The organism is Stenotrophomonas sp. 2619 (assembly GCF_040548725.1).
In the GTDB taxonomy this organism is placed as follows: domain Bacteria; phylum Pseudomonadota; class Gammaproteobacteria; order Xanthomonadales; family Xanthomonadaceae; genus Stenotrophomonas; species Stenotrophomonas maltophilia_AP.
In genome coordinates, this window is the sequence record NZ_JBEPSF010000016.1 from 57,823 (window position 1) to 83,443 (window position 25,621).

The following is a 25,621-nucleotide window of genomic DNA, read 5'->3' on the forward strand; positions in this document are numbered from 1 at the left end:
TACGCTGGCCCCGGCAGCGCTGCTCTGCCGTTGAAATGGGTGTCCACGCGATTTTTTCAACGTTTTGACGCCACCCTCCCACCGCGCTTACTACCCTGTCCGTGTTCAAGGAGTCCGCATGACCATCCACGTTGGCGACCGCATTCCCGAAGTCACCCTCAAGCGCATCCGCGAGGGCATGGAGACCATCGACACCCATGCCCTGTTCGACGGACGCCGGGCGGTGCTGTTCGCCGTGCCCGGTGCGTTCACGCCCACCTGTTCGGCCCGCCACCTGCCCGGCTATGTGGAGCACTTTGCCGATTTCCGCCACCGCGGCATCGACGTGTTCTGCATGGCGGTCAACGACCCGTTCGTGATGAAGGCCTGGGGCGAAAGCCAGCACGTGCCCGACGGCCTGCAGCTGCTGTCCGACGGCAACGGCGAGTTCACCCGCGCGCTCGGCCTGGAAATGGATGCCAGCAGTTCGGGCATGGGCCTGCGGTCGCGCCGCTTCGCGCTCTACGTCGAGGACGGCGTGGTGCGCCAGACCTTCATCGAGGAACCCGGTCAGTTCGAGGTGTCCTCGGCCACTTACGTGCTGGAGCATCTGCCCAGCTGATCCCACGCAACAAAGGAACCCGGCCAGCCATGTCAACGCCAGCCAAGCAACCCAGCTCCGCCCCCGCCACTCCCAGCGCGCGTCCTGACGGCATCAGCGATACCGCCACCCTGCGTGCCCGCGCGCGCAAGGACATCGAGGACGGCGCGATCACGCCGACCTACAGCGCCGACCGCGAGGCGGTGATCAAGCTGCTCAACGATGCACTGGCCACCGAGTATGTGTGCGTGCTGCGCTACTACCGTCACTACTTCATGGCCAAGGGCATGCTCGCCGATGCGGTCAAGGCCGAATTCCTGGAGCACGCCCAGCAGGAGCAGGCGCATGCCGGCAAGCTGGCCGAGCGCATCGTGCAGCTGGGCGGCGAACCAGACCTCAACCCGGACACCCTGACCGCGCGGTCGCATGCCGAGTACAAGGAAGGCAAGGACCTGCGCGACATGGTCCGTGAGAACCTGATCGCCGAGCGCATCGCCATCGACAGCTACCGCGAAATGATCAACTTCGTCGGCGACAAGGACACCACCACCAAGCGCATCCTCGAAGAAATCCTGGCCCAGGAAGAGGAACACGCCGACGAATTCGCCGACCTGCTGGATGGGTGGATCGGGGAGTAGTGCCGGCCGCTGGCCGGCTCCGCACAGGATCCGAACGCACTGCAATGCCGGCCAGCGGCCGGCACTACCGGTCAGGGTGCAATGCCGGCCAGCGGCCGGCACTACCGGCGTCTTCGCGGCGCGACGTCAGCGCAGGATACGGAACCGCACCTGCGTCCAGGCGCCATCGGCGGCCAGCGCGGTCAATGTGTGCTCGCCGGTTTCGTCGAAATCGCGCTGGAACAGGCGCGCGCCCTCGGTGCGTGCGATCCAGCGCCCATCCAGCAGCCAGTCGATGCTGTTGTCGTTGCCCAGCGCGCGCAGCTGCAGGCGCACGCCGTGTTCGGCATTGGGCGCGCGGGCCAGCGTGGCGCGGTCGTTGAGGCCTTCAATGTGCAGGCTGCCGCCGCTCTCGCGACCATCGTCGCTGCAGTCCGGCGACAACGCCGGCAACTGCGCGGCGCGCCGTTGCGCCAGGGGCAGCCACGGTGACAACAGCGCCGGCCAGCGCGCGATCTCGCGCACCTCGGTCTCGTGCGGCAGGCGGCAGTCCGGCGACACCCGCAGGCCGCTGCGTGCGTCCACGTTGAAGCGCTGGCGCCCCGGCTGCCACAGCCGCGCGTCGCGCTCGGCGAAGGTGGGCGGCACCACGCCATCCAGCACGAACGCATCCAGGCGGCGCTGGCACAACGCCTCCTCGGTGCGCTCGGCCAGCTCCCCGGTCGGCCAGCAGATCGCCTCGCGGGTCACGTTGGCCGGCATCGGCGCGCCACTGGCGTCGCCGGCCTGGCGCGGCAGGCTGTCCACCACCTCGAACATCAGCGGCAGCGCGGTCACCGCGCCGTACTGCCCGGGCAACGGCGTGCCATCGGGCCGGCCCACCCACACCCCCACGGTGTAGTGGCGGGTACTGCCGATCGCCCAGGCATCGCGGTAGCCGTAACTGGTGCCGGTCTTCCACGCCACGCGCGGCCGCCCGGTGACATCGAAGGTGCCGCTGCCATATCCGGGCCGCGGGTTGGACTCAAGCACTTCGCGGGTGATCCACGCCGCGCCCGGCGACATCAGGCGGCGTTCGATCACCGGGTCGGCCGCGGTATAGCGCACACGGCCGGCGATGCCGTTGCGGTTGAATCCGGCGAACGCACCGACGAGATCTTCCAGGCGGGCGCCGGTGCCACCCAGGATCAGCGAGAGGTTGGGCGCACTGCCATGCGGGAAGCGCAGGTTGATGCCAGCGTGCGACAGCCGGGCGGCAAAGCGGGCCGAGCCGACCCGGTCCAGCAGGTCCACCGCCGGCACGTTGAGCGACAACCGCAACGCCGTGGCGGAGCTGACCGGGCCGTTGAACGCCGCATCGAAATTGCCCGGGCGGTAACCACCGAACGCCTGCGGTGCATCCACCATCAGGCTTTCCGAATGGATCAGCCCGTCATCCAGCGCCATGCCGTACAGGAACGGTTTGAGCGTCGAGCCGGGCGAGCGCCAGGCCTGCACCATGTCCACGTGGCCCAGCCGCTGTTTGTCGCCGAAGGCCACTGAACCCACGTAGGCGCGGGCCTCCAGGGTGCGGTTGTCGACCACCAGCAACGCAGCGGACGTACGTTCGGGCAGCTGCGAGAAGTACGACGACACCCGTTCTTCCAGCGTGCGCTGCAGGCCGATGTCCAGCGTGCTTTCGATCCGCGCCGCACGCGGTTGCGCCGAGCGCAGCCGTTGCGCCAGCAGCGCGGCATGCAACGGTGGCTGCAGTGCGCGGGTGACCACCGGCTCGATGCGGGCATCGTCCACCTCGGCGCGGCTCCACACGCCGAGCGCGACCATGCGCTCGAGCACCTTGTCGCGCGCCCGCTGCGCGGCGTCGGGGTGGCGGTCCGGGCGCAGCCGGCTGGGCGCCTGCGGCAACACCGCCAGCAACGCCGCTTCGGCCTGCGACAACCGTGCGGCCGGCTTGCCCAGATAGGCCCAACTGGCCGCCTCCACGCCTTCGATGGTGCCGCCATACGGTGCGCGTTCCAGGTACAGCGCCAGGATCTGCGCCTTGCTCAGGTGCACTTCCAGCTGCACCGCGCGCAGCATCTGCTTGGCCTTGCCCCACGGCGTCCGCGTATGCGGGTCGAGGATACGCGCCACCTGCATGGTGAGGGTGGACCCACCGGACACGATCCGCCCCTGCAGCAGCCATTGCTTGCCGGCACGCAGCAGCCCCCACGGGTTGATCCCCGGGTGCCGCCAGAACCAGCGGTCTTCGTAATTGAGCAGGGCCTGCAGGTACAGCGGCGATACGCTGTCGATGGACGCCGGGTAGCGCCACACACCGTCGGCATCGGCGAACGCGCGCAGCGGCGTGCCGTCGCGGGCGACCACCAATGTGCTGGTGTCACGCAGCTTCGGCAGCGGCGGTGGGAACGCCAGGTCCAGCACCAGCAGCAGGCTGAGCACGGCCACGGTGCCCCAGCGCAGCGTGGGCAACAGCCACGGCCGCGCCCGTCGTGCCAGGCGCTTGAAGGGGAAGGACGTCATCGGCTGAACGACAGCGCGGTGCGGGCCATCGCGGTGGCGATGGCCCGCACCCGGCTCACGGTTGGACCACGGTCAACGTGGTGGGGTAGCTGCGGCCCACCCCACGCAGGTCGGGGCGGTACATGTCTTCCACCAGCGGCGGCGGCACCGTGTAGGTGCCCGGGCTGACCGCGCGCACCAGGTAGAACACCTTGGCGGTGCTGCCCCGCGACAGCTTCAGCGCGGCCACGTAGCGGTCGTCGCGGAACTCTTCGTGGCGCAGCGTGGCGGCGTCGCCGCGGTCGTTGACGTTGAGCCCGTCCACCACCACGTCGGCCCACTGCTTGGCATCGCCCAGGTTGAAGTTCTCGATCTCCAGGCCCGCCGGCAGCAGGTCGGTGAGCAGCGCGTCGGGCATGTCCACGTTCGGGGTGATGCTGACCCGCACGATCAACGCCTCGCCTTCCTTCAACGCGCGCGGCGTCCACGGCTTGCCGTCGGTGGTGTACCAGGTGCGTTCCACGCCCAGGTGGCGGCTGTCCGGCTCCGGCGCGGTGCGCGGAATGCCGGCCACGTCCAGGCTGGCGAACATCGGCGGCTCCCCCTGCGGGGTGAAGCGCACGCCCTTGGCCAGCGCGGCGTAGTCGAAGCTGCGCCCGAACAGGCGGCGCGCGGCGATGGCTTCCACCTCGCCGCCCACGGCCAGCTCGCCGGACACCAGCTTCTTCTGGTTGGCCGACAGGGCCTTGCCCAGGCGCGCGATGGCCACCTGCTCCTGCGTGCTCAACCACAACCCGCTGCTGCTGCGGCGTGCATCCAGGGCGCGGCCCAGGTCGACTGCTCGGGCGTCATAGCCCGGCTTGGACAGCTTGCGCTCGTGCAGCAGCGCGATCATCAACGCATCGTCGCGCACCGCGCTGCCGTAGTCACCGAAGTACTGCGGGCGCTCACTGCTGGGCTTGGCGAAACCGGCGGCAATGGCCGCATCGCCGCGCTTGTGGTCGCCCTGCAGCGACAACGCGATGCCCAGGTGGACCAGCGGCAGGCCGGTCAGCGCCTTGCTGCGTTCGTTGTCGTACAGCGCGCGCAACGTACCCAGCGGCGCGCGGTTGACCCGGGCCAGCACGTAACCGGAATACGCCTGGTTGGCGAACTTGAGGTTCTCGCGGCGATCTTCACCGTAGAACTGGTTGCCACCGGACAGCAGGTCTTCGCTGAGCCGGTTGAGCGCCTTCTGCAGCACGGTGTCGGGCACCGCGAAACCACCGTCCTTGGCATCCAGCAGGAACTCGGCGATGTACGGGGTGAGCCACGGGTTCACATAGCCGTCGTCGCCCCACATCGAGAAGTTGCCGTTGGCCACCTGCATCGAGGCCAGCCGCCCGAACGCGCCTTCCATGCGCTCGCGGCGGGTCTTGGCATCCAGGCCATCGGCGCCGAGCATGGCCGAGGTCGCCTCGTCCAGCATCAGCGCCGCGTAGCCCTTGCTGGTGGTCTGCTCGGCGCAGCCATAGGGGTACTTCAGTGCATCGTTGAGCGCGCTGGCAAACGGAATCGGCGGCAGCGCGCTGACCAGCATGCGTGCGGTCACCGAATCGGTCATCAGGCCATCGGCCAGGCCGCTGCCCATCTCCACCGCACCCAGCGGGTCCAGCGTGCGGGTCTGCGAGCGCAGGATCTGCGGCCAGGCCGCGCGCACCGGCAGGTCGTAACGGCGGTCTACCTTGAAGCCGTTGCCGTCCACCCGCACCCGCACCTTGGCCACGGTGTAGCCCTCGCGCGCGGTCAGCGGGAAGCTGAGGGTGGTCTTGGCGTCGGCCTTGAGCTGCAGCGTGCGGGTCGGTTCCCCCAGGGCGAGCGGACCGATGCCGTCGACCTGCACCTTGAACTCGCCCGGCGTGCCGGTGAAGTTCTGCACGTCCAGGGTGACCGTGCTGCGGTCGCCCGGCGCCATCACCCGCGGCATGCTGGCTTCGGCCAGGATCGGCGCGCGCACCACCGTTTCCACGTCGCGCTTGCCGTACTGGTCATCGGAATACACCACCGCCGACACGCGCAGGGTGCCGTTGAAGTCCGGCACCTTCAGCGCGATCCGGGCGATGCCCTTGGCATCGAGCTTCACCGGGCCGGAGAACAGGTCCACGGTCTGCACGCGCGCGGTGGGACGCTTGGCCTGCGGCATCGCCGCCAGTGCCATGTCGCCGCCGAACTTGAGCTTGCCGCTGCTGCCGTCGAAGCTTTCGATCACGCGGCTGTAGATGTCATAGGCATCCACGTCCAGGCGGCGCTGCGCGAAGAAGTGGCCGGCCGCGTCGGGCACCGGGAAGCGGGTGATGTTGAGGATGCCCACGTCCACCGCCGACACGGTCACGTGCGCGACCTTGCCCGCCAGCTGCGGCGCACTCACCGTCACCGGCAGGGTCTGCTCGGGGCGCATCTGCTTCGGCGCCGACAGGCCGACCGCGATCTGGCGCGCCTTGCGGTCCATCGGCACGTGCACCACGCCGACCGCACGGGCCGGGGTGATCTTGCTCGGCGCACTGCCGCCCCGGAACACCAGCGCGGTGATGTAGACGTCGTGGCGCTCCCACTCGGCGGTGACCGGAATGTCGAAGGTGCTGCCCGGCTTGGCGTCGATCTCCTGCACGTACAGCATCTTGTCGCTTTCCACCATCAGGATGCCCTTGCCGGCATGCGGCGGGGTGACGGTGACGCGGACCTTGTCGCCGGCCTTGTAGCCGGCCTTGTCCAGGCCCAGCTTGATCTTGTCCGGGCGTGCATCCAGGCCACGGTTGTCGTCGTTCCAGCTCCAACCGGCGCGGAACGGGTAGCGGCTGGTCAGCCCGGTGCCCGGATCGAACACCTCCAGGCGGTACTCGCCCCACTCCACCGGCAGGTCGACCGTAGTGGCCGCGGTACCGGCGTCGACGGTGCGGGTGTCCTTGTTCTCGAAGCGGCGGGTGAAGTCGTAATCCCAGCGGTTGTCGTTGAAGGTCCAGTGGTAGTCGCGCAGCTCGCGCACCAGGGTGATCTTCAGGCCCTTGGCCGGCTGCGGCTTGCCCGCGGCGTCCACGCGCATCAGTTCGAAGCGCGCGGTGCTGTTGGCATCGGCGCCGTCATCGGGATTGAACAGCGGACGCACGCCGACCAGCGCCGGCGCCGGCCACATGACCCGCTTCAGGGTGCGGGTGACGGTGCGGCCACCGGTTTCGTACACGCTGCCGGACACCACCACCGCGATCGGGGCGGTCGGCTTGACCTCGTCAGGCAGCGCCACGTCCTGGCGCAGCTTGCCGTCAGCGGGGAATTCGGTGTCGATGATGTCGCGTGCCTCGCGCGGCAGCGCGATGGTGGGGTCACCGAAGAAGTAGCCCGGCAACGATTCCACCGGGGATTGCTCGGCCGCCACCGCCAGCCGTGCGGTGAAGCGGTTGCCATCGGCGGGCGCGCCGTACAGGTAGGCCGCGTCGGCGATCAGCTTGAGCGGCTCACCCGGCTTGAGGGTCTTCTGGGCACTGTCCAGGTCCAGCTTCATGCGCTCGGGCAGGAACTCCTCGATGCGCAGGGTCATGCCCTGGATGGCTTCCTTGCTGGCCGGGTTGGTGCGGAACTCCACCTGCCAGCGCCCGGTCGGGGCCTCGCTGGGGATGGTCTGTTCGAAGCTGAAGTAGCCCTGCTCGCCCGGCTGCAGGCGGGTTTCGCGGAAGGTCTTGCCGTCCGGCTGCTTCAGGCGCAGGAAGACCGGCTGCGGCTTGGTCGGCTTGCCATCGTTGTCGCGCAGCAGCGCGGAGATGCGCACCGTTTCGCCGGGGCGATACAGGTCACGGCCGGACCAGGCGAAGACGTCGAACCAGGCGTTGTCGCGCCCGGCCACCGCGAACTCGCTCAGGTCCAGCGCCGGCTGGTTGAACGGCAGCATCGAGGTGTCGGCGCCGCTGCTGGCGATCAGCACGTGACTGGCATCGAGCGTGTAGTTGAGCAGCGCATTGCCGTTGCCGTCGGTGTTGCCCTTGAGCACCACCTCGCCCTTGCCGTCGAGGATGCGCAGCTCGATCTTCTTCAGCGCCGCCCCGCTCTGCAGCGAAGCGGTGTGCACGAACAGCTTGTCCTTGTAGGCGCGGGTGTGCAGGCCGATGTCGCTGACGGTGAAGAAGGCGGTGTCGAATTCGCTTTCGAACGAACCGCTGCGCTTCATCACCGCGAAGTACAGGCCGGGCTCCTGCAGCTGCTTGATCTCCTGGGTGGGCAGGTAGGTCAGCACACGTTCGTTCTGCTTGCCGCCCAGCACGAACCGGTTGACGTACACCGGCTCGGCCAGCTTGGACATCGGCACCCGATCGTTGTAGTCGCTGTCCAGGTCCCAGCTGCCGCGGCGCCCGCCGCGCTGGTACTGGCTGAAGAAGGTGGGCAGCTGGTTCTCGCGCACGCGCAGGAACTCCACGTCCACTTCCTGCACGTTCACCGACACCACCGGCAGGCCCCGGCTGTCCTTGGCCGGCAGCACGCTGCCCTGCGAGGCGAAGCCGGCCACCGGCTTGAGTTCGCCGGTGAACACCTTCTGCCGCAGTTCCTTGCCGATCCGGCTGCCATCGGCGGCCAGCAGGTCGGGCGAGACGATCAGGTTGTATTCCTTGGCCGCCTCCACGAACGGGTAGCGCAGGGTCAGGCCGTCATCGGACAGGGTCCAGCTGCTGTCCTCGGTGCCCACCTTCTCGGCAAAGCGGACCAGCGCATCGAAGTCCTGGGTGCCCACCAGCGGGCGCGAGAACTCCAGCGCCAGCGATACGCCGTCGCCCTTCTGGTCGGGGTAGGCCCGTACCAGGGTGAACTCGCTCACCTTCTCGGCCTTGGCCGCGATCGGTGCGCCGGACGGGGTGGGCAGCTGCCCGCTGTTGTTGCGGTTGCAGCCCCCGATGCCCATGGCCAGGCCGGCGACCAGCGCCAGGCCCGCGATTCCCTTCCAGCTCCACTGCCCGACCCGACTGCGGCTAGCCATGACGTCGCTCCTTGATCAAGGCGGCCAGTATAGAGGCCGACCCGCCTTGAGCGGTGTCCGGCGAGTGGCGGGGCAACGGTGGGTGGTGCGGCAGCCGACCAACGGTCGGCTCTACCCGGGTAGGTAGAGGTTTACGTAGTCGTGCACGGGCATCGCTTCCAGCACTACCGGGTCCAGCGAGGCGTCCAGGATGCGGCGCTGCTGCTGGGTCGGGTAAGTGGCGGTGAGGTGGGCGCGGAACTTGTCCTCCAGCAGCGGGATGCCCTCGGCGCGGCGGCGGGCGTGGCCCAGCGGGTACTCCACCTCCGCATCCAGGGTGCTGTCGTCGGTGAACGCCACCGCCAGCGCGTTGGCGATGCTGCGTTTGTCCGGGTCCAGGTAGTCGGCGGTGTAGCGCGGCTCCTCGACGCACGTGATCTTCGCGCGCAGGGCATCGATGCGCGGGTCGGCAGCCACGTCGTCCTCGTAGTCCTCGGCCACCAGCCGGCCGAAGATCAGCGCGATGGCGACCATGTACTGCACGCAGTGGTCGCGGTCGGCCGGGTTATGCAGGGGGCCGGGCTTGTCGATGATGCGCAGGCAGGCCTGCTGGGTGCGCAGGGTGATATGGGCGATGTCCTCGCTGCGCTTGCCGGCCGCGCGCATCCGCGCATGCAGCTGCATCGCCGCCTCGACGGCGGTCTGCCCGTGGAATTCGGCCGGGTAGCTGATCTTGAACAGCACGTTTTCCATTACGTAGCTGCCATACGGGCGCTGGAAGCGGAACGGCTGCCCGCCGAAGCTGACGTCGTAGAAGCCCCAGGTGGGCGCGGTCAGCGCACTCGGGTAGCCCATCTCGCCCGCCGCGGCCATCAGCGCCAGCCGCACCGCGCGGCTGGTGGCATCGCCGGCCGCCCAGCTCTTGCGTGATCCGGTATTGGGCGCGTGCCGGTAGGTGCGCAGCGCCTGCCCGTCCACCCAGGCCAGCGACACCGCGTTGAGCATGCGCTCGCGGTCCAGGCCAAGCAGGTGCGCGACCACGGCGGTGGAGGCCACCTTGACCAGCACCACATGGTCCAGTCCGACCCGGTTGAAGGCATTTTCCAACGCCAGGCAGCCCTGGATCTCATGCGCCTTGACCATCGCCGCGAGCACGTCGCGCATGGTCAATGGCGGCCGTCGCAGCGCTTCGGCGTTGCGGCTGAGCCAGTCGGCCGTGGCCAGGATGCCGCCGAGGTTGTCCGACGGATGGCCCCATTCGGCGGCCAGCCAGGTGTCATTGAAGTCCAGCCAGCGGACCATCGCGCCGATATTGAAGGCGGCCTGCACCGGGTCCAGTTCGAAGCGCGTGCCCGGCACGCGCGCGCCATTGACCACGCGGGTGCCAGGCACCAACGGACCCAGCAGCTTGCTGCAGGCGGGAAACGCCAGGGCCGCCAGGCCGCAGCCCAGGGTGTCGATCAGGCAGTGGCGCGCGGTGCTGAAGGCCAACGGCGACTCCACCCGGAAGTCGCGCACGTAATCCACGATGTCGGTCATGACCGCATCCCACGGCGGTCGCTGGTTGCTGCTGTTGTCGTGACCGGACATCGTGATCTCCTGTTGAACCTACAAGGTGTCGCCGGGTACCCGCACCGTACCTTCCATCAGCACGCGGGCACTGCGGCTCATGATGGCCTTGGTGACCGTCCACTGCCCGTCAACGAACGCCGCCTGTGCACCCACCCGCAACGTGCCGGACGGATGCCCGAAGGTCACCGCCTCGCGCTCGCCGCCACCGGCGGCCAGGTTGACCAGTGTGCCCGGGATCGCGGCAGCGGTGCCGATGGCGACCGCTGCGGTACCCATCATCGCGTGGTGCAGCTTGCCCATCGACAGCGCGCGCGCGTGCAGGTCGATGGCGCCGGCCGCGATCGGCTTGCCGCTGGAAGACACGTAGTCCTGCGCCGGCGCAACGAAGGCCACTTTGGGCGTGTGCTGGCGGGTGGCGGCCTGGTCGATGCTGTCGATCAGGCCCATGCGTACCGCACCGTGCGCGCGGATCGCCTCGAAGCGGGCCAGTGCGGCCTTGTCCTCGTTGATCGCCGGCTGCAGTTCGGTCCCGGTGTAGCCCAGGTCGGCCGCGTTGAGGAAAATGGTGGGAATGCCGGCAGTCATCATCGTCACCTGGATGCTGCCCACGCCGGGCACATCCAGGGTGTCGATCAGGTTGCCGGTCGGGAACATCGACCCGCCCTCGCCGTCGCCATCATCGGACGGGTCGAGGAACTCCAGCTGGATCTCCGCCGCCGGGAAGGTCACCCCGTCCAGTTCGAAATCGCCGATCTCCTGCACCTGGCCGTCCACGATGGGCACGTGCGCGAGGATGGTCTTGCCGATATTGGCCTGCCAGATCCGCACAGTGCAGGTGCCGTTGTGCGGAATGCGTGCCGGATCGATGAAGCCGTTGCTGATCGCGAACGGGCCCACCGCCGTGCTGAGGTTGCCGCAGTTGCCGCTCCAGTCGACGAACGCGGTGTCGATGGCGACCTGGCCGTACAGATAATCCACGTCATGATCGGGCACCGACGCGGCGGCGATGATCACGCACTTGCTGGTGCTGGAGGTGGCCCCGCCCATGCCGTCGGTGTGCTTGCCATACGGGTCGGGCGAGCCGATCACGCGCATCAGCAGCGCATCGCGGGCCGGGCCCGATACCTGCGCCGGCACCGGCAGGTCCTGCAGCCGGAAGAACACGCCCTTGCTGGTGCCGCCACGCAGGTAGGTGGCGGGAATGCGGAGCTGGGGGAGGAAGGTCATAACGGATGCCTCGAAAGTCTCGGGAAGATCAGCGCTGGGCGACCAGCGCGGGAAGAGGTTGACGTTTGTACGCGGCCAGGGCGCTGCGGCGCTCCCAACGGAACAGCCACAGGATGGCCAGCTTGGTGCTGCCGCTGACCACGGCCAGCAGCAACAGCGGCCAGCCCAGGTGCAGCCCCATCGCGAAGGCGAACACGACCGTGGAAACATCCATCAGCAGGATCAGCTGGCTCATCCGCAGCGATACCGCACCGGTGCGGCCGGAGCGCCAGATCAGCAGGATCTGGTGGGCGTAGCCCTGCGCCAGCAGCGCGGTGATCGCCACGATCATCGCCGAGGCAAGCACCCGCCCTTCGTCCACGTGGCGCTGCCCCCAGACCAGCCCGGCCAGCGCGCACAGCAGTGCCAGGCCGGCCAGCGCCAGAGCGGTGGTGGCCGCACGGCTGCGCCGGTCCGTCCATATCTCGCGCAGGATCAGCAGCACCAGCACCGAGGCGAGCAGGCGTGGCCAGACAATGAAATGGTTGAACGGCTGGATCGTGTAGCCGTAGACGAAGAACGACAGATAGGCCAGGAAACTGACCGTGAACTGGTTGAGCGACAGGATGTCGGTGGCGGCACCGTTGGCCGCGCCTGCGCGGCGGCGCATCCGGACCTTGCGCAGCTGCGCCCATACACCGACCAGGCTGAGCAGGATGAACGCGGTGTTGATGATGCCCGCCACGGTGTAGAACATGTCGCCGATGATCCTGTCTGGAAGCGCTTGCCAGCGCGTCGCCGGCCCCATGCCAGCGACGCTGCGGGCGCGCACACCGGATGCGCGCCCGTGTTGCCATCACGCCACCTGCGCAGCTTCCAGGAAGTCCTGGGCGAAGCGCTGCAGTACGCCGCCGGCCTCGTAGATGGACACCTCCTCGGCGGTGTCCAGCCGGCAGGTGACCGGCACCATCAGCTGTTCGCCGTTGCGGCGGTGGATCACCAGGGTGAGCTCGGCGCGCGGCACCCGCGCGCCGATCACATCGAAGGTCTCGGTGCCGTCGATGCCCAGCGTCCTGCGGTTCACGCCTTCCTTGAACTCCAGCGGCAGCACGCCCATGCCGATCAGGTTGGTGCGGTGGATGCGCTCGAACCCTTCGGCCGCAATCGCCTCCACGCCGGCCAGGCGCACGCCCTTGGCGGCCCAATCGCGCGAGCTGCCCTGGCCGTAGTCGGCACCGGCGATGATGATCAGCGGCTGCTTGCGCGCCATGTAGGTTTCAATGGCCTCCCACATGCGGGTGACCTGCCCTTCCGGCTCCACGCGCGCCAGCGAGCCCTGCTTCACCTGACCATCGACGACGGCCATTTCGTTGATCAGCTTGGGGTTGGCGAAGGTGGCGCGCTGCGCGGTAAGGTGGTCGCCGCGGTGGGTGGCGTAGGAATTGAAGTCCTCTTCCGGCAGGCCCATCCTGGCCAGGTATTCACCGGCGGCGCTGCTGGCCATGATCGCGTTGGACGGCGACAGGTGGTCGGTGGTGATGTTGTCGCCGAGCACGGCCAGCGGCCGCATGCCACTGAGCGAGCGTGCACCGGCCAGTGCGCCTTCCCAGTACGGCGGGCGGCGGATGTAGGTGCTCTGCGCGCGCCACGCATACAGCGGGCTGATCGGCGCGCCGTGCTCCACCTTGAAGGTGAACATCGGGTCGTAGACCTGGCGGAACTGTTCCGGCTTGACGCAGGCCTTCACCACCGCATCGATCTCGGCGTCGCTGGGCCACAGGTCCTTCAGCGTGATCGGGTTGCCATCGGCATCATGGCCAAGCGCGTCCTTCTCGATATCGAAGCGCACGGTACCGGCGATCGCATAGGCCACCACCAGCGGCGGCGAGGCCAGGAACGCCTGCTTGGCGTACGGATGGATGCGTCCGTCGAAGTTGCGGTTGCCCGACAACACCGCCGTGGCGTACAGGTCGCGGTCGATCACTTCCTGCTGGATTTTCGGGTCCAGCGCGCCGCTCATGCCGTTGCAGGTGGTGCAGGCGAAGGCCACGATGCCAAAGCCCATCTGTTCCAGGTCGCCCAGCAGGCCGGCCTCTTCCAGGTACAGCTGCACGGCCTTGGAACCGGGCGCCAGCGAGCTCTTCACCCACGGCTTGCGGGTCAGGCCGGCGCGGTTGGCGTTGCGCGCCAGCAGCGCGGCGGAAATGACATTGCGGGGGTTGCTGGTGTTGGTGCAGCTGGTGATGGCGGCAATGATCACCGCGCCATCGGGCATCAGCCCCTGTTCCTGTTCCAGCTTGCCCGAGGCCAGCTTGGCTTCGTCGGCGATGCCGCGTGCGGCCAGGTCGCGGGTGGCCACGCGCTTGTGCGGGTTGGACGGGCCGGCCATGTTGCGCACCACGCTGGACAGGTCGAACTGCAGCACGCGCTCGTACTGCACGTTGGCCAGGTCGTCCGACCACAGGCCGGTGGCCTTGGCGTAGGTTTCCACCAGCTGCACCTGGACTTCCTCGCGGCCGGTCAGGCGCAGGTAGTCCAGGGTCTGCTGGTCGATGGAGAACATCGCCGCGGTGGCGCCGAACTCCGGGGTCATGTTGGAAATGGTGGCGCGGTCGCCGATGGTCAGCGCGGTGGCGCCTTCACCGAAGAACTCGATCCACGCCCCCACCACGCGCTCCTTGCGCAGGTACTCGGTCAGCGCCAGCACGATGTCGGTGCAGGTGATGCCCGGCTGCGGGCGGCCGGTCAGTTCCACGCCGATGATGTCGGGCAGGCGCATCCACGAGGCGCGGCCAAGCATCACGCTTTCGGCTTCCAGCCCGCCCACGCCGATGGCGATCACACCCAGGGCGTCCACGTGCGGGGTGTGGCTGTCGGTGCCCACGCAGGTATCGGGGAAGGCCACGCCGTCGCGCACCTGCACAACCGGGGACATCTTCTCCAGGTTGATCTGGTGCATGATCCCGTTGCCCGGCGGAATCACGTCGACGTTCTTGAACGCCTTCTTGGTCCAGTTGATGAAGTGGAACCGGTCTTCGTTGCGACGGTCCTCGATGGCGCGGTTCTTCTCGAACGCGGCCTTGTCGAAGCCGGGGAACTCCACCGCCAGCGAGTGATCGACAATCAGCTGGGTCGGTACCACCGGGTTGATCTGCGCCGGGTCGCCACCGGCATCGGCGATGGCGTCACGCAGGCCGGCCAGGTCCACCAGCGCGGTCTGGCCGAGGATGTCATGGCACACCACGCGCGCGGGGAACCACGGGAAGTCCAGGTCCTGGCGGCGCTCGATCAGCTGCCGCAGCGAGGCCTCTAGGGTCGCCGGGTCGCAGCGGCGGACCAGGTTTTCCGCCAGCACACGCGAGGTATACGGCAGCGTGGCATAGGCGCCGGGCTGGATCGCATCGACCGCGGCCCGGGTATCGAAATAGTCCAGCGCGGTGCCGGGGAGATTCTTGCGGTACTGAGTATTCATGGCTGGCGATAGCTGCTTGTTGGCGGGCCGGGGCGTCGTGACACCGGCAAAAAGGGAGTGGCGACGCCGCAACGGAGACGGGCTGGCATGGCCAGCCCGCTCCGCGTTGCACCCGTTACCGGGTGCGGGAGGAACACATCACTTGCGCTGGTCGATCGGTACGAAGGCTTGGTCTTCCGGGCCGGTGTAGTTGGCGCTGGGGCGGATGATCTTGCCGTCGATGCGCTGCTCGATGATGTGCGCGCTCCAGCCGGAGGTCCGCGCGATGACGAACAGCGGGGTGAACATCGCCGTCGGCACGCCCATCATGTGGTAGCTGACCGCACTGAACCAGTCCAGGTTCGGGAACATCTTCTTGATGTCCCACATCACCGTTTCCAGACGCTCGGCAATGTCGAACATCTTCACGTTCTGCTGCTCGGCCGACAGGTCGCGCGCCACTTCCTTGATCACGTTGTTGCGCGGATCGCTCACGGTGTACACCGGGTGGCCGAAGCCGATCACCACTTCCTTGCGCTCGACACGGGCCTTGATGTCGGCCTCGGCGTCGTCCGGGCTGTCGTAGCGCTTCTGCACTTCGAAGGCCACTTCATTGGCGCCGCCGTGCTTGGGACCCCGCAGTGCGCCGATGCCGCCGGTGATGCAACTGTACATGTCGCTGCCGGTGCCGGCGATGACGCGGCAGGCAAAGGTGGAGGCGTTGAACTCGTGCTCGGCGTACAGGATCAGCGAGGTGTGCATCGCCTTCACCCACGAATCCTGCGGCTTCTCGCCATGCAGCAGGTGCAGGAAGTGGCCGCCGATGGAGTCATCGTCGGTTTCCACGTCGATGGCGCGGCCGTTGTGGCTCCAGTGGTACCAGTACAGCAGCATCGAGCCCAGGCAGGCCATCAGCTTGTCGGCGATGTCGCGCGCGCCCGGATGGTTGTGGTCATCCTTTTCCGGCGACACGCAGCCCAGCACGGACACACCGGTGCGCATCACGTCCATCGGGTGCGCCGACGGCGGCAGTTCTTCCAGCGCGGCCTTGACCGCGGCCGGGATGCCGCGCAGCGACTTCAGCTTGGCCTTGTAGGCCACCAGCTCGGCGCGGGTGGGCAGCTTGCCGTGCACCAGCAGGTGGGCGATTTCCTCGAACTCGCTGGTATTGGCCAGGTCCAGGATGTCGTAGCCCCGGTAGTGCAGGTCGTTGCCGCTGCGGCCCACCGTGCACAGCGCGGTGTTGCCCGCAGCGGTGCCCGACAGGGCGACGGACTTCTTCGGCTTGAAGCCGGGGGCGGTGGTTGCTGCTTCGCTCATGATCCCTCCAGAAAACAAGTGGTGCGACGTTACTTCTTGGCGGCGAACAGCGCATCGAGCTGCTGCTCGAAGGCGTGGTAGCCGATACGGTCGTACAGCTCTTCGCGCGTCTGCATCGCATCGACCACATTACGCTGGTGGCCGTCGCGGCGGATGGTCTCATACACGTTCTCGGCGGCCTTGTTGGCGGCGCGGAACGCGGACAGCGGGAACAGCTGGATGGCAACGCCGGCCGAGGCCAGTTCGTCGCGGGTGAACAACGGGGTCTTGCCGAACTCGGTGATATTGGCCAGCACCGGCACCTTCACCGCGTCGACGAAGCGGCGGTAGGTGGCCAGGTCGTAGGCGGCCTCGGCGAAGATGCCGTCGGCACCGGCCTCGACGCAGGCGATGGCACGTTCGATCGCCGCATCCACGCCGTCCACCTGGATGGCATCGGTGCGCGCGATCAGGAAGAAGTCCGGGTCGGTCTTGGCGTCGGCGGCGGCCTTCACGCGATCAACCATCTCGCCCTGGGTGACGATTTCCTTGCCCGGGCGATGACCGCAGCGCTTGGCGCCCACCTGGTCTTCGATATGGCAGGCGGCCGCGCCGGCCTTGATCAGCGACTTCACGGTCCGCGCGATGTTGAACGCGCTGGGGCCGAAGCCGGTATCGATGTCCACCATCAGCGGCAGGTCGCACACATCGGTGATGCGGCGCACGTCGATCAGCACGTCTTCCAGGGTGTTGATGCCCAGGTCCGGCAGGCCCAGCGAACCGGCGGCGACGCCGCCACCGGACAGGTAAATGGCGCGGTAGCCGGCGCGCTGCGCCAGCAGGGCGTGGTTGGCGTTGATCGCGCCGATCACCTGCAGGGGCGATTCGGCAGCCAGTGCAGCGCGGAAACGGGCGCCAGCGGAAGAAACAGGGGTGCTCATCGGGCAGCATTCCAGGGTGGTTGACGGGAGTGAAGGCGCAAGGGCCGTGCCAAGTGCCAAGTGTCTGATTTGATTGAGACAGTGCGGCAACACACATGTTTCACCGTGCAACATTGAAACACCTGTAACATGGATGGAACTGAAACATTGAAACGCCACCATGTCGATCAGCCTGCCCCGCCACCGTTCCCGCCTGCCCGACCCGGACGGCGGCAGCCTGCCGGTGATCTGGACCGTCAGCGTCTCGCGCCTGACCGGGCTGCTGGGCGATGTGATTCCCGAGTTCGACCGCCGCGCCCGGATCGTGCCGATCAACCTGGGCTTCGAGGAAGCGGTGGACGTGATCGGCCAGCGCCTGCGCCGCGAGCACTGCGACGTGGTGATCGCCGGCGGCTCCAACGCGGCGTACCTGCGCAGCCGGCTGGAGGTGCCGCTGGTGCCGATCCAGGCCAACGGCTTCGACCTGATGGAGGCGCTGGCGCGCGCGCGCCGGATCGCGCCCCGGATCGGGCTGGTGACCCACGCCACCGACGTGCCCACCTTCGGCAGCTTCCAGCACAGCTTCGGGCTGGACATCGAACACCGCCGCTTCGTGACCCGAGAAGACGCCCGCGACTGCATCGCCGACATGCGCGCCAACGGCATCGAGGTGATCGTCGGCACCGGCATGGCCATCGACCATGCCGAACAGGTGGGCCTGCCCGGGGTGCTGCTGTACTCGGCCGATTCGGTACGCCAGGCCTTCGAGCACGCGCTGGAACTCACCCAGACCCTGGCGCGGGTGGGCGCCCCCTCGCCGCGGCGTCGCCCGCCGGCCCGGCGCCGCGAGGCCGACCACGCGCTGCTCGGCGACAGCGCCGCGATGCAGCAGGTCCGCGACCGCATCGCGCTGTATGCCCCGCACGACAGCACGGTGCTGGTAACCGGCGCGACCGGCACCGGCAAGGAGCTGGTGGCCCGGCAACTGCATGGCGCCAGTGGCCGGCGCGGGCGCTTTGTCGCGCTCAACTGCGGGGCCATCAGTGAATCCTTGTTGGAAGCCGAGCTGTTCGGCTACACCGAAGGCGCCTTCACCGGCGCGCGGCGCGGCGGCCGCGTCGGCCTGGTCGAGGCGGCCGATGGCGGCACCCTGTTCCTGGACGAGATCGGCGAATTGCCACTGCCGTTGCAGACGCGGCTGCTGCGGGTACTGGAGGAACGCGAAGTACTGCGCGTGGGTGCCACCGAACCCACGCCGGTGGACGTGCGCGTGGTGGCGGCCACGCTGCAGACGCTGGAATCGCTGGTGGAGGCGCAGCGCTTCCGCCGTGACCTTTACTACCGCCTGGCTGCGTTGCGCATCGCGCTGCCGACCCTGCACGAACGCCGCGAGGACGTGCCGCTGCTGCTGGAACACTTCTTCAGCCTGCTGGGCGGCACGTCGTCCCCGCTCGCCGCCCCGGCGCTGCAGCGGCTGTGCGATTACCCGTGGCCGGGCAACGTGCGCGAGCTGCGCAACATGGTCGACCGGTTGCGCATCCACTGGCCGCACGGGCGCGGCGAACTGCCGTTGGCGCAGATGCAGGCCTGGCTGCCGGAGCTGGCGTCCTCGCCCGTCGCCGCGCGCGCCGTGGCAGACGCAGCGCCGGACAGCCTGCCCCAGCGCGCGGCCACGCGCCCCGGCAACGACACGCTGCAGCAGCTGCTAGATGCCCACGGCGGAAACCGTGAGCAGGTCGCCCAGGCGCTGGGCGTGTCGCGTACCACGCTGTGGCGCTGGCTGCGCAGCACCGCCGGGTAAGGACGCGGCTTACGCCACCCCGCGCAGGTCCACCGTGGGCCGGTGCGCTGCCGAGCCATCCCAGTCCACCGCCAGCCCCGCTGCGGTGAACGCGTCCACGATCCTGCGCCCGACCTGCTCCATGGCAGCGCTGGCGCCCTCCGGCCCGGCCCAGAAGCCCAGGCTCAGATCGCTGCTGCGCTTGGCGCGGTTGAGGTCCTGCCGGGTGTAGAAGCACAGGCCGAGCAGGCCGGCCTCCATGCCGCCGCGTTCGATGAACTGCTGAGCGGTGTCGGTGAAGCCATCGTCCTGGGTCAGGCCGACGTCCTGCGCGGTGACGATGCCCTGGTCTTCCAGACGGGCGAACACCGCGGTGATCCTGGCGTGCGCGGCGCGCCAGTCGGCGGCCCGCATCTTCTGCGGCGGCCGCGGCTCGGCCTCCACCGGGATGGGGTAGCCGGTCACCGCAGACAGCAGCGCCTGCACCTCCGGCACCATCGCGTTGACGACGATAGGGTTGCCACCGCCGTCGTGCACCGCCGGGTTCGCACCGGCGTCGAGCAGCATCTGCACCGGCGCGCACTCCAGGGCGAATTCAGCGGCCAGGTACAACGCGGTCCGCCCGCCGCCACCGAGGTGTTCCAGCGGGCTTCCTGCATCGATGAGCAAACGCAGTACCTGCAGATGCTGGGCCCCCGGGGTGTCATGGGTTGCGCGCGCCGCACATTCCAGCGCAGTGAAGCCGTAGGCGTTTTCTGCGCTGACATCGGCGCCCGCCGCAAGGCCGGCCTGCACGGTCGCCACGTCGGCCGCCAAGGCGGCGGCGCACAGATCGATGGCGGGCGAAGAAGCGGATGCGGTCGTCATGTAACAGGTCCGTGCACAGGTGGATTCCTCCGCAAGTATGCAGGAGCCCGCATCGCGGGCGCTTCGCGCCACAGTTCACGCCGTCGGCGAAGCGCCGCGTCCCGTCCACAGCGCATAACGCCCCGCGCCCAGCACGCACACCCACGCCAGGACCACGCCCAGTGGCACCTCCGGCAGATACAGGAACCAGCTCAGCCAATCCAAAGGCCCCAGGCCGGCCGGGATGCGCCCGATACCATCGGTGAAGGCCGCTACCGCGCAGATCATCATCAGCGCTGCGGCCGACAGGCGCGGCAGCACGCCAAGCACCAGGGTGGTGCCCAGCACCCATTCCACCATCGCCACTGCAGGGGCGCTGGCCGCCGGCCACGGGATGCCCGCCTCCACCAGTGTGGCCAGCATGCGATCCCTGCCGTCGTCGGTGAACAGCTTGTTCCATCCCGATACGGCGAACATGGTGCCCGCGGCGATGCGCGACAGCAGTAACAGCATCGAAGGGGCGATACGGGATTCAGCAGGCAGGACAAAAGGAAACATGGCAGGGCGGTTCCGAGGCAGACATCGTCGTCCGCCCGATCCTAACCGGCGTCTTCCCACCCGGCGCGCCCCGCGCGGTTTGCGAGGGATGCGCCCTTACGGGAACAGCAATCGCTTGCTCCACTGCCCGTCGTGATCGACCTCATAGCACCAGCGCTCGTGCAGCCGGAACTGTGCGCCGTACCAGAATTCGATCCGCTGCGGCACCACGCGCAACCCGCTCCATCCCTCCGGGCGTGGCACCTCGCGGTCGGCGAAACTGGCCTCGGTGGTGGCCACGCGCGCGTCGAACTCCTCGCGCGATGCCAGTGTCTTTGACTGCAGCGACGCCCATGCGCCGATCTGGCTCATGCGCGGCCGCGAGGCGAAGTAGGCATCGGCTTCGGCATCGTCCACCTGCTCGACACGGCCTTCGATCCGCACCTGGATGCCTGCCTCGCGCAGACTGCGCCACAGGAACAGCAGGGCAGCGCGCGGGTTGCTGCGCAGTTCACGGCCCTTGTGGCTGTCCAGGTGGGTGTAGAACACGAACCCACGCGCGTCGAAGGCCTTCAGCAGCACGGTGCGTGCCGACGGCTGGCCGCTGGTGTCGGCCGTGGCCACGGTCATCGCATTGGGTTCGATTTCCGCGCTGCGCTTGGCTTCCTCGAACAGCGCGGCAAAGGTCGACAGCGCTTCGGTATACAGATCGGTCATGGTTGGTTTCTTGCCATTCGATTTGGGTTTATTGTCACCGCATGCCTGCTACCGCGTACATGCCCCGCAACAAAGGTTTTCCCGATGCACTGGTCGCCCAGGCACTGGAGGATGCGCTGGCAGCGGGTACGGAGGTACCAGTATTGGCGATCAGCGGGCTGCAGGGCAGCGGCAAATCGACGCTGGCCGCCCAGGTGGTGGCGCTGGCCGGGCAGCGCGGACTGCGCGCAGCGGCCCTGTCCATCGACGATTTCTACCTCACCCGCAGCCAACGCCAACGGTTGGCCCGCCAGGTGCATCCGCTGCTGCTCACCCGGGGCCCGCCGGGCACCCACGACCTGCCGCTGGCCCATGCCACCCTGGACGCCATCGCCGCACGCCAGCCGGTGGCCTTGCCACGGTTCGACAAGCTGGCCGACGAACGCGTGGCGCAGGCCGATTGGCCACAGGTGGACGGCCCACTGGACCTGCTGGTGTTCGAAGGCTGGTTCCTGGGCACGCCCGCGCAGCCCGAGGCGGACCTGCAGCCGCCCTTGAACGCCCTGGAGCGCGACGCCGACGCCGACGGACGCTGGCGGCAGTGGTGCAACCAGGCGCTGGCCGCGCACTACCCCGCGCTGTGGCAGCGCTGCGATCGCCTGTGGTTCCTGCAGCCGCCGGACTTCGCGGTCGTGCCGCGCTGGCGCTGGCAGCAGGAACAGAACCTGCAGGCTGCGCAGCCCGAACGCAGCAGCATGAGCCGCGCCCAGCTGGAGCGCTTCGTGCAGTACTACGAACGGGTGAGCCGGCAGGCGCTGCGCACCCTGCCCGGTCTGGCCGACCGGATCATCGCGCTGGACGAGCAGCGGCAGGTGGTCACGGCACCTGCGTAAGCGGCACCGATGCCGGTCCCGGTCGAACCGACCGGGCGGCCATCGGCTGCCCTCATCCGACCACGAAGGTCACGCGCAGGTTGACCCGCCATTCGGTGATGTTGCCCTCCCCGTCGGTGACCACCTTGGTTTCGTTGATCCATGCGCCCTGGATGCCCTTGACCGTTTCGGACACCTTCTTCAGCCCGCTGCGCACCGCGTCTTCGACGCTGGTCTTGGAGGACGCATTGATCTCGATGATTTTGGCCACTGACATGGGCACGCTCCGGCTGCCTGCGGGACATTCCGCAGCCCCCACCATGGGGGCCGGTGCGTAAAGGCCACGGCACGGAAATGTTAGGATCGGGGGTAATGAACCCTGCTCCGAACCTGATCCTGATTGGCCCGATGGGCGCCGGCAAAACCTGCATCGGGCGCCGCCTGGCCGAGCGCTTCACGCTGGACTTCGTGGACGCCGACCAGGCCATCGTGGACGCCGCCGGGGCCAGCATCCCGGCGATCTTCGAGCACTCCGGCGAGGCCGGCTTCCGCCAGTACGAACGCCAGGCGCTGCAGACCCTGCTGCGCGGGCGCAACCAGCTGGTCTCCACCGGCGGCGGCGCCGTGCTGGACCCCGACAACCGCGCCATCATCGCCGAACGCGGTTTCGTGGTGTACCTGCGGGTCAGCGTGGCCGGGCAGCTGGAACGGCTGGCCCGCGACCGCACCCGGCCGCTGCTGCAACGTCCGGACCGCGAGCAGGTGCTGCACGACATGGCCGCGCTGCGCGACCCGCTGTACCGCGCGTTGGCCGACCTGACCCTGGACACCGACCTCTACACCCCCGCCGAGGCCACCGCGCAGCTGGTGCTGCGGCTGGCCGCCCAATGGCAGCGACAGGACCCACCCGCATGACCCCCGCCCCCCGTACCGTTGCCGTTGGCGGCGACACGCCCTACACCATCCATATCGGCCCCGGCCTGCTGGGCCAGGGTGACCTGCTCGCCCGCCACGTGCGCGGCCGCCACGTGCTGCTGCTCAGCGACTCCTCGGTGGCTCCGCTGTACCTGGCCGACGTGAAAGCGGCGCTGCTCGCCGCGCGCCCGGAGCTGCTGATCGGCGAACTGGTGCTGCCGGCCGGCGAAGCGTCCAAGACCCTGGCCAACTTCGGTGCGGCCATCACCGCCCTGGCCGCGCTGGGTGCGACCCGCGATGCCTGCGTGCTGGCCCTGGGCGGCGGCGTGGCCGGCGATCTGGCCGGGTTCGCGGCCGCCTGCTGGATGCGCGGCGTCGACTGCGTGCAGCTGCCCACCTCGCTGCTCGCGATGGTCGACTCCTCGGTGGGCGGCAAGACCGCCGTGGACATTCCCGAAGGCAAGAACCTGGTCGGTGCGTTCCACCCGCCGCGCGCGGTGATCGCCGACACGGCCGCGCTGCGGACCCTGCCAGCGCGCGAACTGCGCGCCGGGCTGGCCGAGGTGATCAAGTACGGCGCCATCCGCGACCCGCTCTTCTTCCAGTGGCTGCAGGCCGAACACGCCGCGTTGCTGGCCGGCGACGATACCGCGCTGGCCCAGGCAATCGCGCGCAGCTGCGAGCACAAGGCCGAGATCGTTGCCCGCGACCCGCATGAAAAGGGCGAACGCGCCCTGCTCAACCTGGGCCACACCTTCGGCCATGCCATTGAAACCGAACAAGGCTATGGCGCGCCCGGCAACGACAACCTCAACCACGGCGAAGCGGTCGCGGTGGGCATGGTGCTGGCGGCGCGTCTGTCGGCCCAGCTGGGTATGAGCAGCGAGGCCGACACCGCGCAGCTGCGCGACCTGCTGCTGCGTTACGAACTGCCGGTGGAAATTCCCGCCGGGCTGGCCCCCGAGGCACTGCTGGCGCGCATGCGCCTGGACAAGAAGAACATCGCCGGGCGTCTGCGGCTGGTGCTGTGGCGGGGCATCGGCCGCGCCGAAGTGGTGGCCGACGTAGACGAAGCCGACGTGCTGCGCGTACTGGCCGCAGCCTGACCTGCGACCGTTGGCCGCAGGTGGGGTGGGCCGCCACGGCCTGTCCCGGCGTTCACGGCTACAATCGCGGCCATGCGCGTTTTCCTGCAGCACCACCCCGGCGGCACTGAACCGGCCCGCTACCTGCAGCTGACCCTGCAGCCGGACCTGTTCGGCAGCTGGGAACTGCTGCACGAATCGGGCGTGGTGGGCGGTCGCGCGCGGTTGCGTTGCGAGGTGTTCGCGCAGGCCGAGCCTGCCCAGCGCGCCTTCGAAAAGACGCGCGATATCCACCTGCAACGTGGCTACCACATCACCTACACCAGCGGCGTCGCGCCGCGCTGAGCGTCGGCACCGCCCCGCTCTTTCATCCCGGCCCCGCGCCACCAGAGTCCAAGGAAGCGTTACGTGACCAGCCCCTCCCGCCATGATCGCCTGCTGCGCGCCCTGCGCCGCGAACCGGTGGACTGCACCCCCGTCTGGCTGATGCGCCAGGCCGGCCGCTACCTGCCCGAATACCGCGCCACCCGCGCCAAGGCCGGCAGCTTCCTGGCCATGGCCAAGAATCCCGATATCGCCTGCGAAGTGACCCTGCAGCCGCTGCGTCGCTTCGACCTGGATGCGGCGATCCTGTTCTCGGACATCCTCACCATTCCCGACGCGATGGGCCTGGAGCTGTACTTCGTCGATGGCGAAGGCCCCAAGTTCCGCCACCCGGTACGCGACACCGCCGCCATCGCCAGACTGGCCGTGCCGGACATGGAAACCGAACTGCGCTACGTCATGGACGCAGTCCGCGTGATCCGCCGTGAACTCGACGGTCGCGTGCCGCTGATCGGCTTCTCCGGCAGCCCGTGGACCCTGGCCTGCTACATGGTCGAAGGCGGCGGCAGCAAGGACTTCGCCCGCATCAAGGCGATGGCCCTGAACGAGCCGGCCGCCCTGCACCAGCTGCTGTCGGTGGTCACCGACGCGGTCATCGCCTACCTGGCCGCCCAGCGCGCCGCCGGTGCCCAGGTACTGCAGGTCTTCGACACCTGGGGCGGCGTGCTCAGCCCGGGCATGTACCGCGAATTCTCGCTGCGCTACCTGACCCGCATCGCCCAGGAACTCGAACGCGGCCAGGGCGCCGAGCGCACCCCGCTGATCCTGTTCGGCAAGGGCACCGGCCTGCACCTCGGCGCACTGGCCGACACCGGCGCCGACGCCCTCGGCGTGGACTGGACCCTGGACCTGTCCGACGCGCTCGCCCGCACCGGCGGCAAGGTTGCCCTGCAGGGCAACCTGGACCCCGCCACCCTGTACGGCAACCCCGAGGCCATCGAACGCGCCGCCGCCCGCGTGCTCGACAGCTACGCCGACGGCAACGGCGGCTCCCGCGAAGGCCACGTGTTCAACCTCGGACACGGCATGTCCCCCGACATGAACCCGGACCACGTAGGCGTCCTCGTCGACGCCGTGCACCGCTTGAGCAAGCGCTGATCAACCGGCGTGGAGGGCAGCCGACCAACGGTCGGCTCTACCCCCCAAGCACCCCGCAACCGGCGGTCACACCCGACCACCCCGCAACCGGTAGAGCCACCCCATGGGTGGCTGCACGCAACCCCAAAAAACCATCAGCCACGCATGCCGCGGCTCTACCGCTGTTGCCATGCGCACCGACACCGTGTCGGGGGCTGGCGTGGGTGGGTTGGCGGGACCGTTGGGCGCCATGGAGGGCGCCCACGAGCCCCCAGGGACGGGTTCACGGCGTGTCCCGCCAACCTAC

General features: G+C 68.7%; 20 protein-coding genes. 8 read left to right on the plus strand and 12 right to left on the minus strand.

Annotated elements, in window-relative coordinates; all coding sequences use genetic code 11:
• The first annotated feature begins 118 nt into the window (after positions 1-118).
• Positions 119-601 carry a peroxiredoxin gene (locus ABIA71_RS15900; protein ID WP_038686925.1) on the plus strand — a complete coding sequence of 161 codons (483 nt, stop codon included), beginning with the start codon at positions 119-121 and terminating at the stop codon, positions 599-601.
• 29 nt (positions 602-630) lie between these two features.
• Positions 631-1,218, plus strand: a complete 588-nt coding sequence (locus tag ABIA71_RS15905; RefSeq protein ID WP_354286468.1) for a ferritin-like domain-containing protein — start codon at positions 631-633, stop codon at positions 1,216-1,218.
• Between the two features lie 126 nt (positions 1,219-1,344).
• Here the strand turns inward: ABIA71_RS15905 and pbpC are convergent, their stop codons facing one another.
• The 8 genes from pbpC to prpB form a co-directional block, all read right to left on the minus strand.
• Positions 1,345-3,720 carry a penicillin-binding protein 1C gene (gene pbpC / locus ABIA71_RS15910; RefSeq protein ID WP_354286470.1) on the minus strand — a complete coding sequence of 792 codons (2,376 nt, stop codon included), beginning with the start codon at positions 3,718-3,720 and terminating at the stop codon, positions 1,345-1,347.
• A 55-nt stretch (positions 3,721-3,775) separates the two neighbouring features.
• Positions 3,776-8,620, minus strand: a complete 4,845-nt coding sequence (locus ABIA71_RS15915) for an alpha-2-macroglobulin family protein (protein ID WP_502961268.1) — start codon at positions 8,618-8,620, stop codon at positions 3,776-3,778.
• A 186-nt stretch (positions 8,621-8,806) separates the two neighbouring features.
• Entirely contained in the window at positions 8,807-10,264 is a 1,458-nt protein-coding gene (locus ABIA71_RS15920; RefSeq protein ID WP_354286474.1) for a bifunctional 2-methylcitrate dehydratase/aconitate hydratase, read from the minus strand.
• Positions 10,265-10,282: 18 nt separating this feature from the next.
• The gene (prpF, locus tag ABIA71_RS15925) at positions 10,283-11,473 is read right to left on the minus strand and encodes a 2-methylaconitate cis-trans isomerase PrpF (RefSeq protein ID WP_354286475.1); all 1,191 of its coding nucleotides are present in this window, start codon (positions 11,471-11,473) and stop codon (positions 10,283-10,285) included.
• A 28-nt stretch (positions 11,474-11,501) separates the two neighbouring features.
• Positions 11,502-12,209, minus strand: a complete 708-nt coding sequence (locus ABIA71_RS15930; RefSeq protein ID WP_354286477.1) for a hypothetical protein — start codon at positions 12,207-12,209, stop codon at positions 11,502-11,504.
• A 99-nt stretch (positions 12,210-12,308) separates the two neighbouring features.
• Entirely contained in the window at positions 12,309-14,924 is a 2,616-nt protein-coding gene (gene acnD / locus ABIA71_RS15935) for a Fe/S-dependent 2-methylisocitrate dehydratase AcnD (protein WP_354286479.1), read from the minus strand.
• A gap of 138 nt (positions 14,925-15,062) precedes the next feature.
• Entirely contained in the window at positions 15,063-16,223 is a 1,161-nt protein-coding gene (prpC, locus tag ABIA71_RS15940) for a bifunctional 2-methylcitrate synthase/citrate synthase (protein WP_354286481.1), read from the minus strand.
• A gap of 29 nt (positions 16,224-16,252) precedes the next feature.
• A complete protein-coding gene (gene prpB, locus ABIA71_RS15945) occupies positions 16,253-17,143 on the minus strand; it encodes a methylisocitrate lyase (RefSeq protein ID WP_038686907.1) in 891 nt (296 codons plus the stop codon).
• A gap of 166 nt (positions 17,144-17,309) precedes the next feature.
• On the opposite strand from prpB, the gene prpR reads away from it, so the two are divergent.
• Positions 17,310-18,923 (plus strand): propionate catabolism operon regulatory protein PrpR, encoded by a 1,614-nt coding sequence (prpR, locus tag ABIA71_RS15950; RefSeq protein WP_502961269.1) that lies wholly within the window; start codon positions 17,310-17,312, stop codon positions 18,921-18,923.
• A 9-nt stretch (positions 18,924-18,932) separates the two neighbouring features.
• On the opposite strand, the gene ABIA71_RS15955 is transcribed toward prpR, so the two are convergent.
• The 3 genes from ABIA71_RS15955 to pdxH form a co-directional block, all read right to left on the minus strand.
• On the minus strand, positions 18,933-19,769 hold the full coding sequence (locus ABIA71_RS15955; protein ID WP_354286483.1) for an ankyrin repeat domain-containing protein: 837 nt from the start codon (positions 19,767-19,769) through the stop codon (positions 18,933-18,935).
• 75 nt (positions 19,770-19,844) lie between these two features.
• Positions 19,845-20,306, minus strand: coding sequence for a DoxX family protein (locus tag ABIA71_RS15960; protein ID WP_354286485.1), 462 nt, complete (start codon positions 20,304-20,306; stop codon positions 19,845-19,847).
• A gap of 96 nt (positions 20,307-20,402) precedes the next feature.
• Positions 20,403-21,002 (minus strand): pyridoxamine 5'-phosphate oxidase, encoded by a 600-nt coding sequence (gene pdxH / locus ABIA71_RS15965; RefSeq protein WP_354286487.1) that lies wholly within the window; start codon positions 21,000-21,002, stop codon positions 20,403-20,405.
• Positions 21,003-21,043: 41 nt separating this feature from the next.
• On the opposite strand from pdxH, the gene ABIA71_RS15970 reads away from it, so the two are divergent.
• Entirely contained in the window at positions 21,044-21,874 is an 831-nt protein-coding gene (locus ABIA71_RS15970; RefSeq protein WP_354286489.1) for a kinase, read from the plus strand.
• A gap of 52 nt (positions 21,875-21,926) precedes the next feature.
• Here ABIA71_RS15970 and ABIA71_RS15975 read toward each other — a convergent pair whose 3' ends face one another.
• Positions 21,927-22,130 (minus strand): dodecin family protein, encoded by a 204-nt coding sequence (locus ABIA71_RS15975; RefSeq protein ID WP_038686896.1) that lies wholly within the window; start codon positions 22,128-22,130, stop codon positions 21,927-21,929.
• Positions 22,131-22,225: 95 nt separating this feature from the next.
• Here ABIA71_RS15975 and ABIA71_RS15980 point away from each other — a divergent pair, with 95 nt between their 5' ends.
• The 4 genes from ABIA71_RS15980 to hemE all read left to right on the plus strand — a co-directional run bounded on the left by ABIA71_RS15980 (position 22,226) and on the right by hemE (position 25,335).
• On the plus strand, positions 22,226-22,768 hold the full coding sequence (locus ABIA71_RS15980; RefSeq protein WP_354286490.1) for a shikimate kinase: 543 nt from the start codon (positions 22,226-22,228) through the stop codon (positions 22,766-22,768).
• Positions 22,765-23,874 (plus strand): 3-dehydroquinate synthase, encoded by a 1,110-nt coding sequence (aroB, locus tag ABIA71_RS15985; protein ID WP_354286492.1) that lies wholly within the window; start codon positions 22,765-22,767, stop codon positions 23,872-23,874. The genes ABIA71_RS15980 and aroB overlap by 4 nt, the downstream gene beginning before the upstream one ends.
• A gap of 72 nt (positions 23,875-23,946) precedes the next feature.
• Entirely contained in the window at positions 23,947-24,198 is a 252-nt protein-coding gene (locus tag ABIA71_RS15990) for a WGR domain-containing protein (RefSeq protein ID WP_354286494.1), read from the plus strand.
• 63 nt (positions 24,199-24,261) lie between these two features.
• Positions 24,262-25,335: a uroporphyrinogen decarboxylase gene (gene hemE, locus ABIA71_RS15995; RefSeq protein WP_354286496.1), complete on the plus strand. Its 1,074-nt coding sequence runs from the start codon at positions 24,262-24,264 to the stop codon at positions 25,333-25,335.
• Positions 25,336-25,621 lie beyond the last annotated feature (286 nt).

Bases quoted from the DNA above. Each gene is read 5' to 3' on its own strand.
- ABIA71_RS15900 (WP_038686925.1), top strand. From the start codon at position 119: ATGACCATCCACGTTGGCGACCGCATTCCCGAAGTCACCCTCAAGCGC.
- ABIA71_RS15905 (WP_354286468.1), top strand. From the start codon at position 631: ATGTCAACGCCAGCCAAGCAACCCAGCTCCGCCCCCGCCACTCCCAGC.
- pbpC (WP_354286470.1), bottom strand. From the start codon at position 3,720: ATGACGTCCTTCCCCTTCAAGCGCCTGGCACGACGGGCGCGGCCGTGG.
- ABIA71_RS15915 (WP_502961268.1), bottom strand. From the start codon at position 8,620: ATGGGCATCGGGGGCTGCAACCGCAACAACAGCGGGCAGCTGCCCACC.
- ABIA71_RS15920 (WP_354286474.1), bottom strand. From the start codon at position 10,264: ATGTCCGGTCACGACAACAGCAGCAACCAGCGACCGCCGTGGGATGCG.
- prpF (WP_354286475.1), bottom strand. From the start codon at position 11,473: ATGACCTTCCTCCCCCAGCTCCGCATTCCCGCCACCTACCTGCGTGGC.
- ABIA71_RS15930 (WP_354286477.1), bottom strand. From the start codon at position 12,209: ATGTTCTACACCGTGGCGGGCATCATCAACACCGCGTTCATCCTGCTC.
- acnD (WP_354286479.1), bottom strand. From the start codon at position 14,924: ATGAATACTCAGTACCGCAAGAATCTCCCCGGCACCGCGCTGGACTAT.
- prpC (WP_354286481.1), bottom strand. From the start codon at position 16,223: ATGAGCGAAGCAGCAACCACCGCCCCCGGCTTCAAGCCGAAGAAGTCC.
- prpB (WP_038686907.1), bottom strand. From the start codon at position 17,143: ATGAGCACCCCTGTTTCTTCCGCTGGCGCCCGTTTCCGCGCTGCACTG.
- ABIA71_RS15955 (WP_354286483.1), bottom strand. From the start codon at position 19,769: ATGACGACCGCATCCGCTTCTTCGCCCGCCATCGATCTGTGCGCCGCC.
- ABIA71_RS15960 (WP_354286485.1), bottom strand. From the start codon at position 20,306: ATGTTTCCTTTTGTCCTGCCTGCTGAATCCCGTATCGCCCCTTCGATG.
- pdxH (WP_354286487.1), bottom strand. From the start codon at position 21,002: ATGACCGATCTGTATACCGAAGCGCTGTCGACCTTTGCCGCGCTGTTC.
- ABIA71_RS15970 (WP_354286489.1), top strand. From the start codon at position 21,044: ATGCCTGCTACCGCGTACATGCCCCGCAACAAAGGTTTTCCCGATGCA.
- ABIA71_RS15975 (WP_038686896.1), bottom strand. From the start codon at position 22,130: ATGTCAGTGGCCAAAATCATCGAGATCAATGCGTCCTCCAAGACCAGC.
- ABIA71_RS15980 (WP_354286490.1), top strand. From the start codon at position 22,226: ATGAACCCTGCTCCGAACCTGATCCTGATTGGCCCGATGGGCGCCGGC.
- aroB (WP_354286492.1), top strand. From the start codon at position 22,765: ATGACCCCCGCCCCCCGTACCGTTGCCGTTGGCGGCGACACGCCCTAC.
- ABIA71_RS15990 (WP_354286494.1), top strand. From the start codon at position 23,947: ATGCGCGTTTTCCTGCAGCACCACCCCGGCGGCACTGAACCGGCCCGC.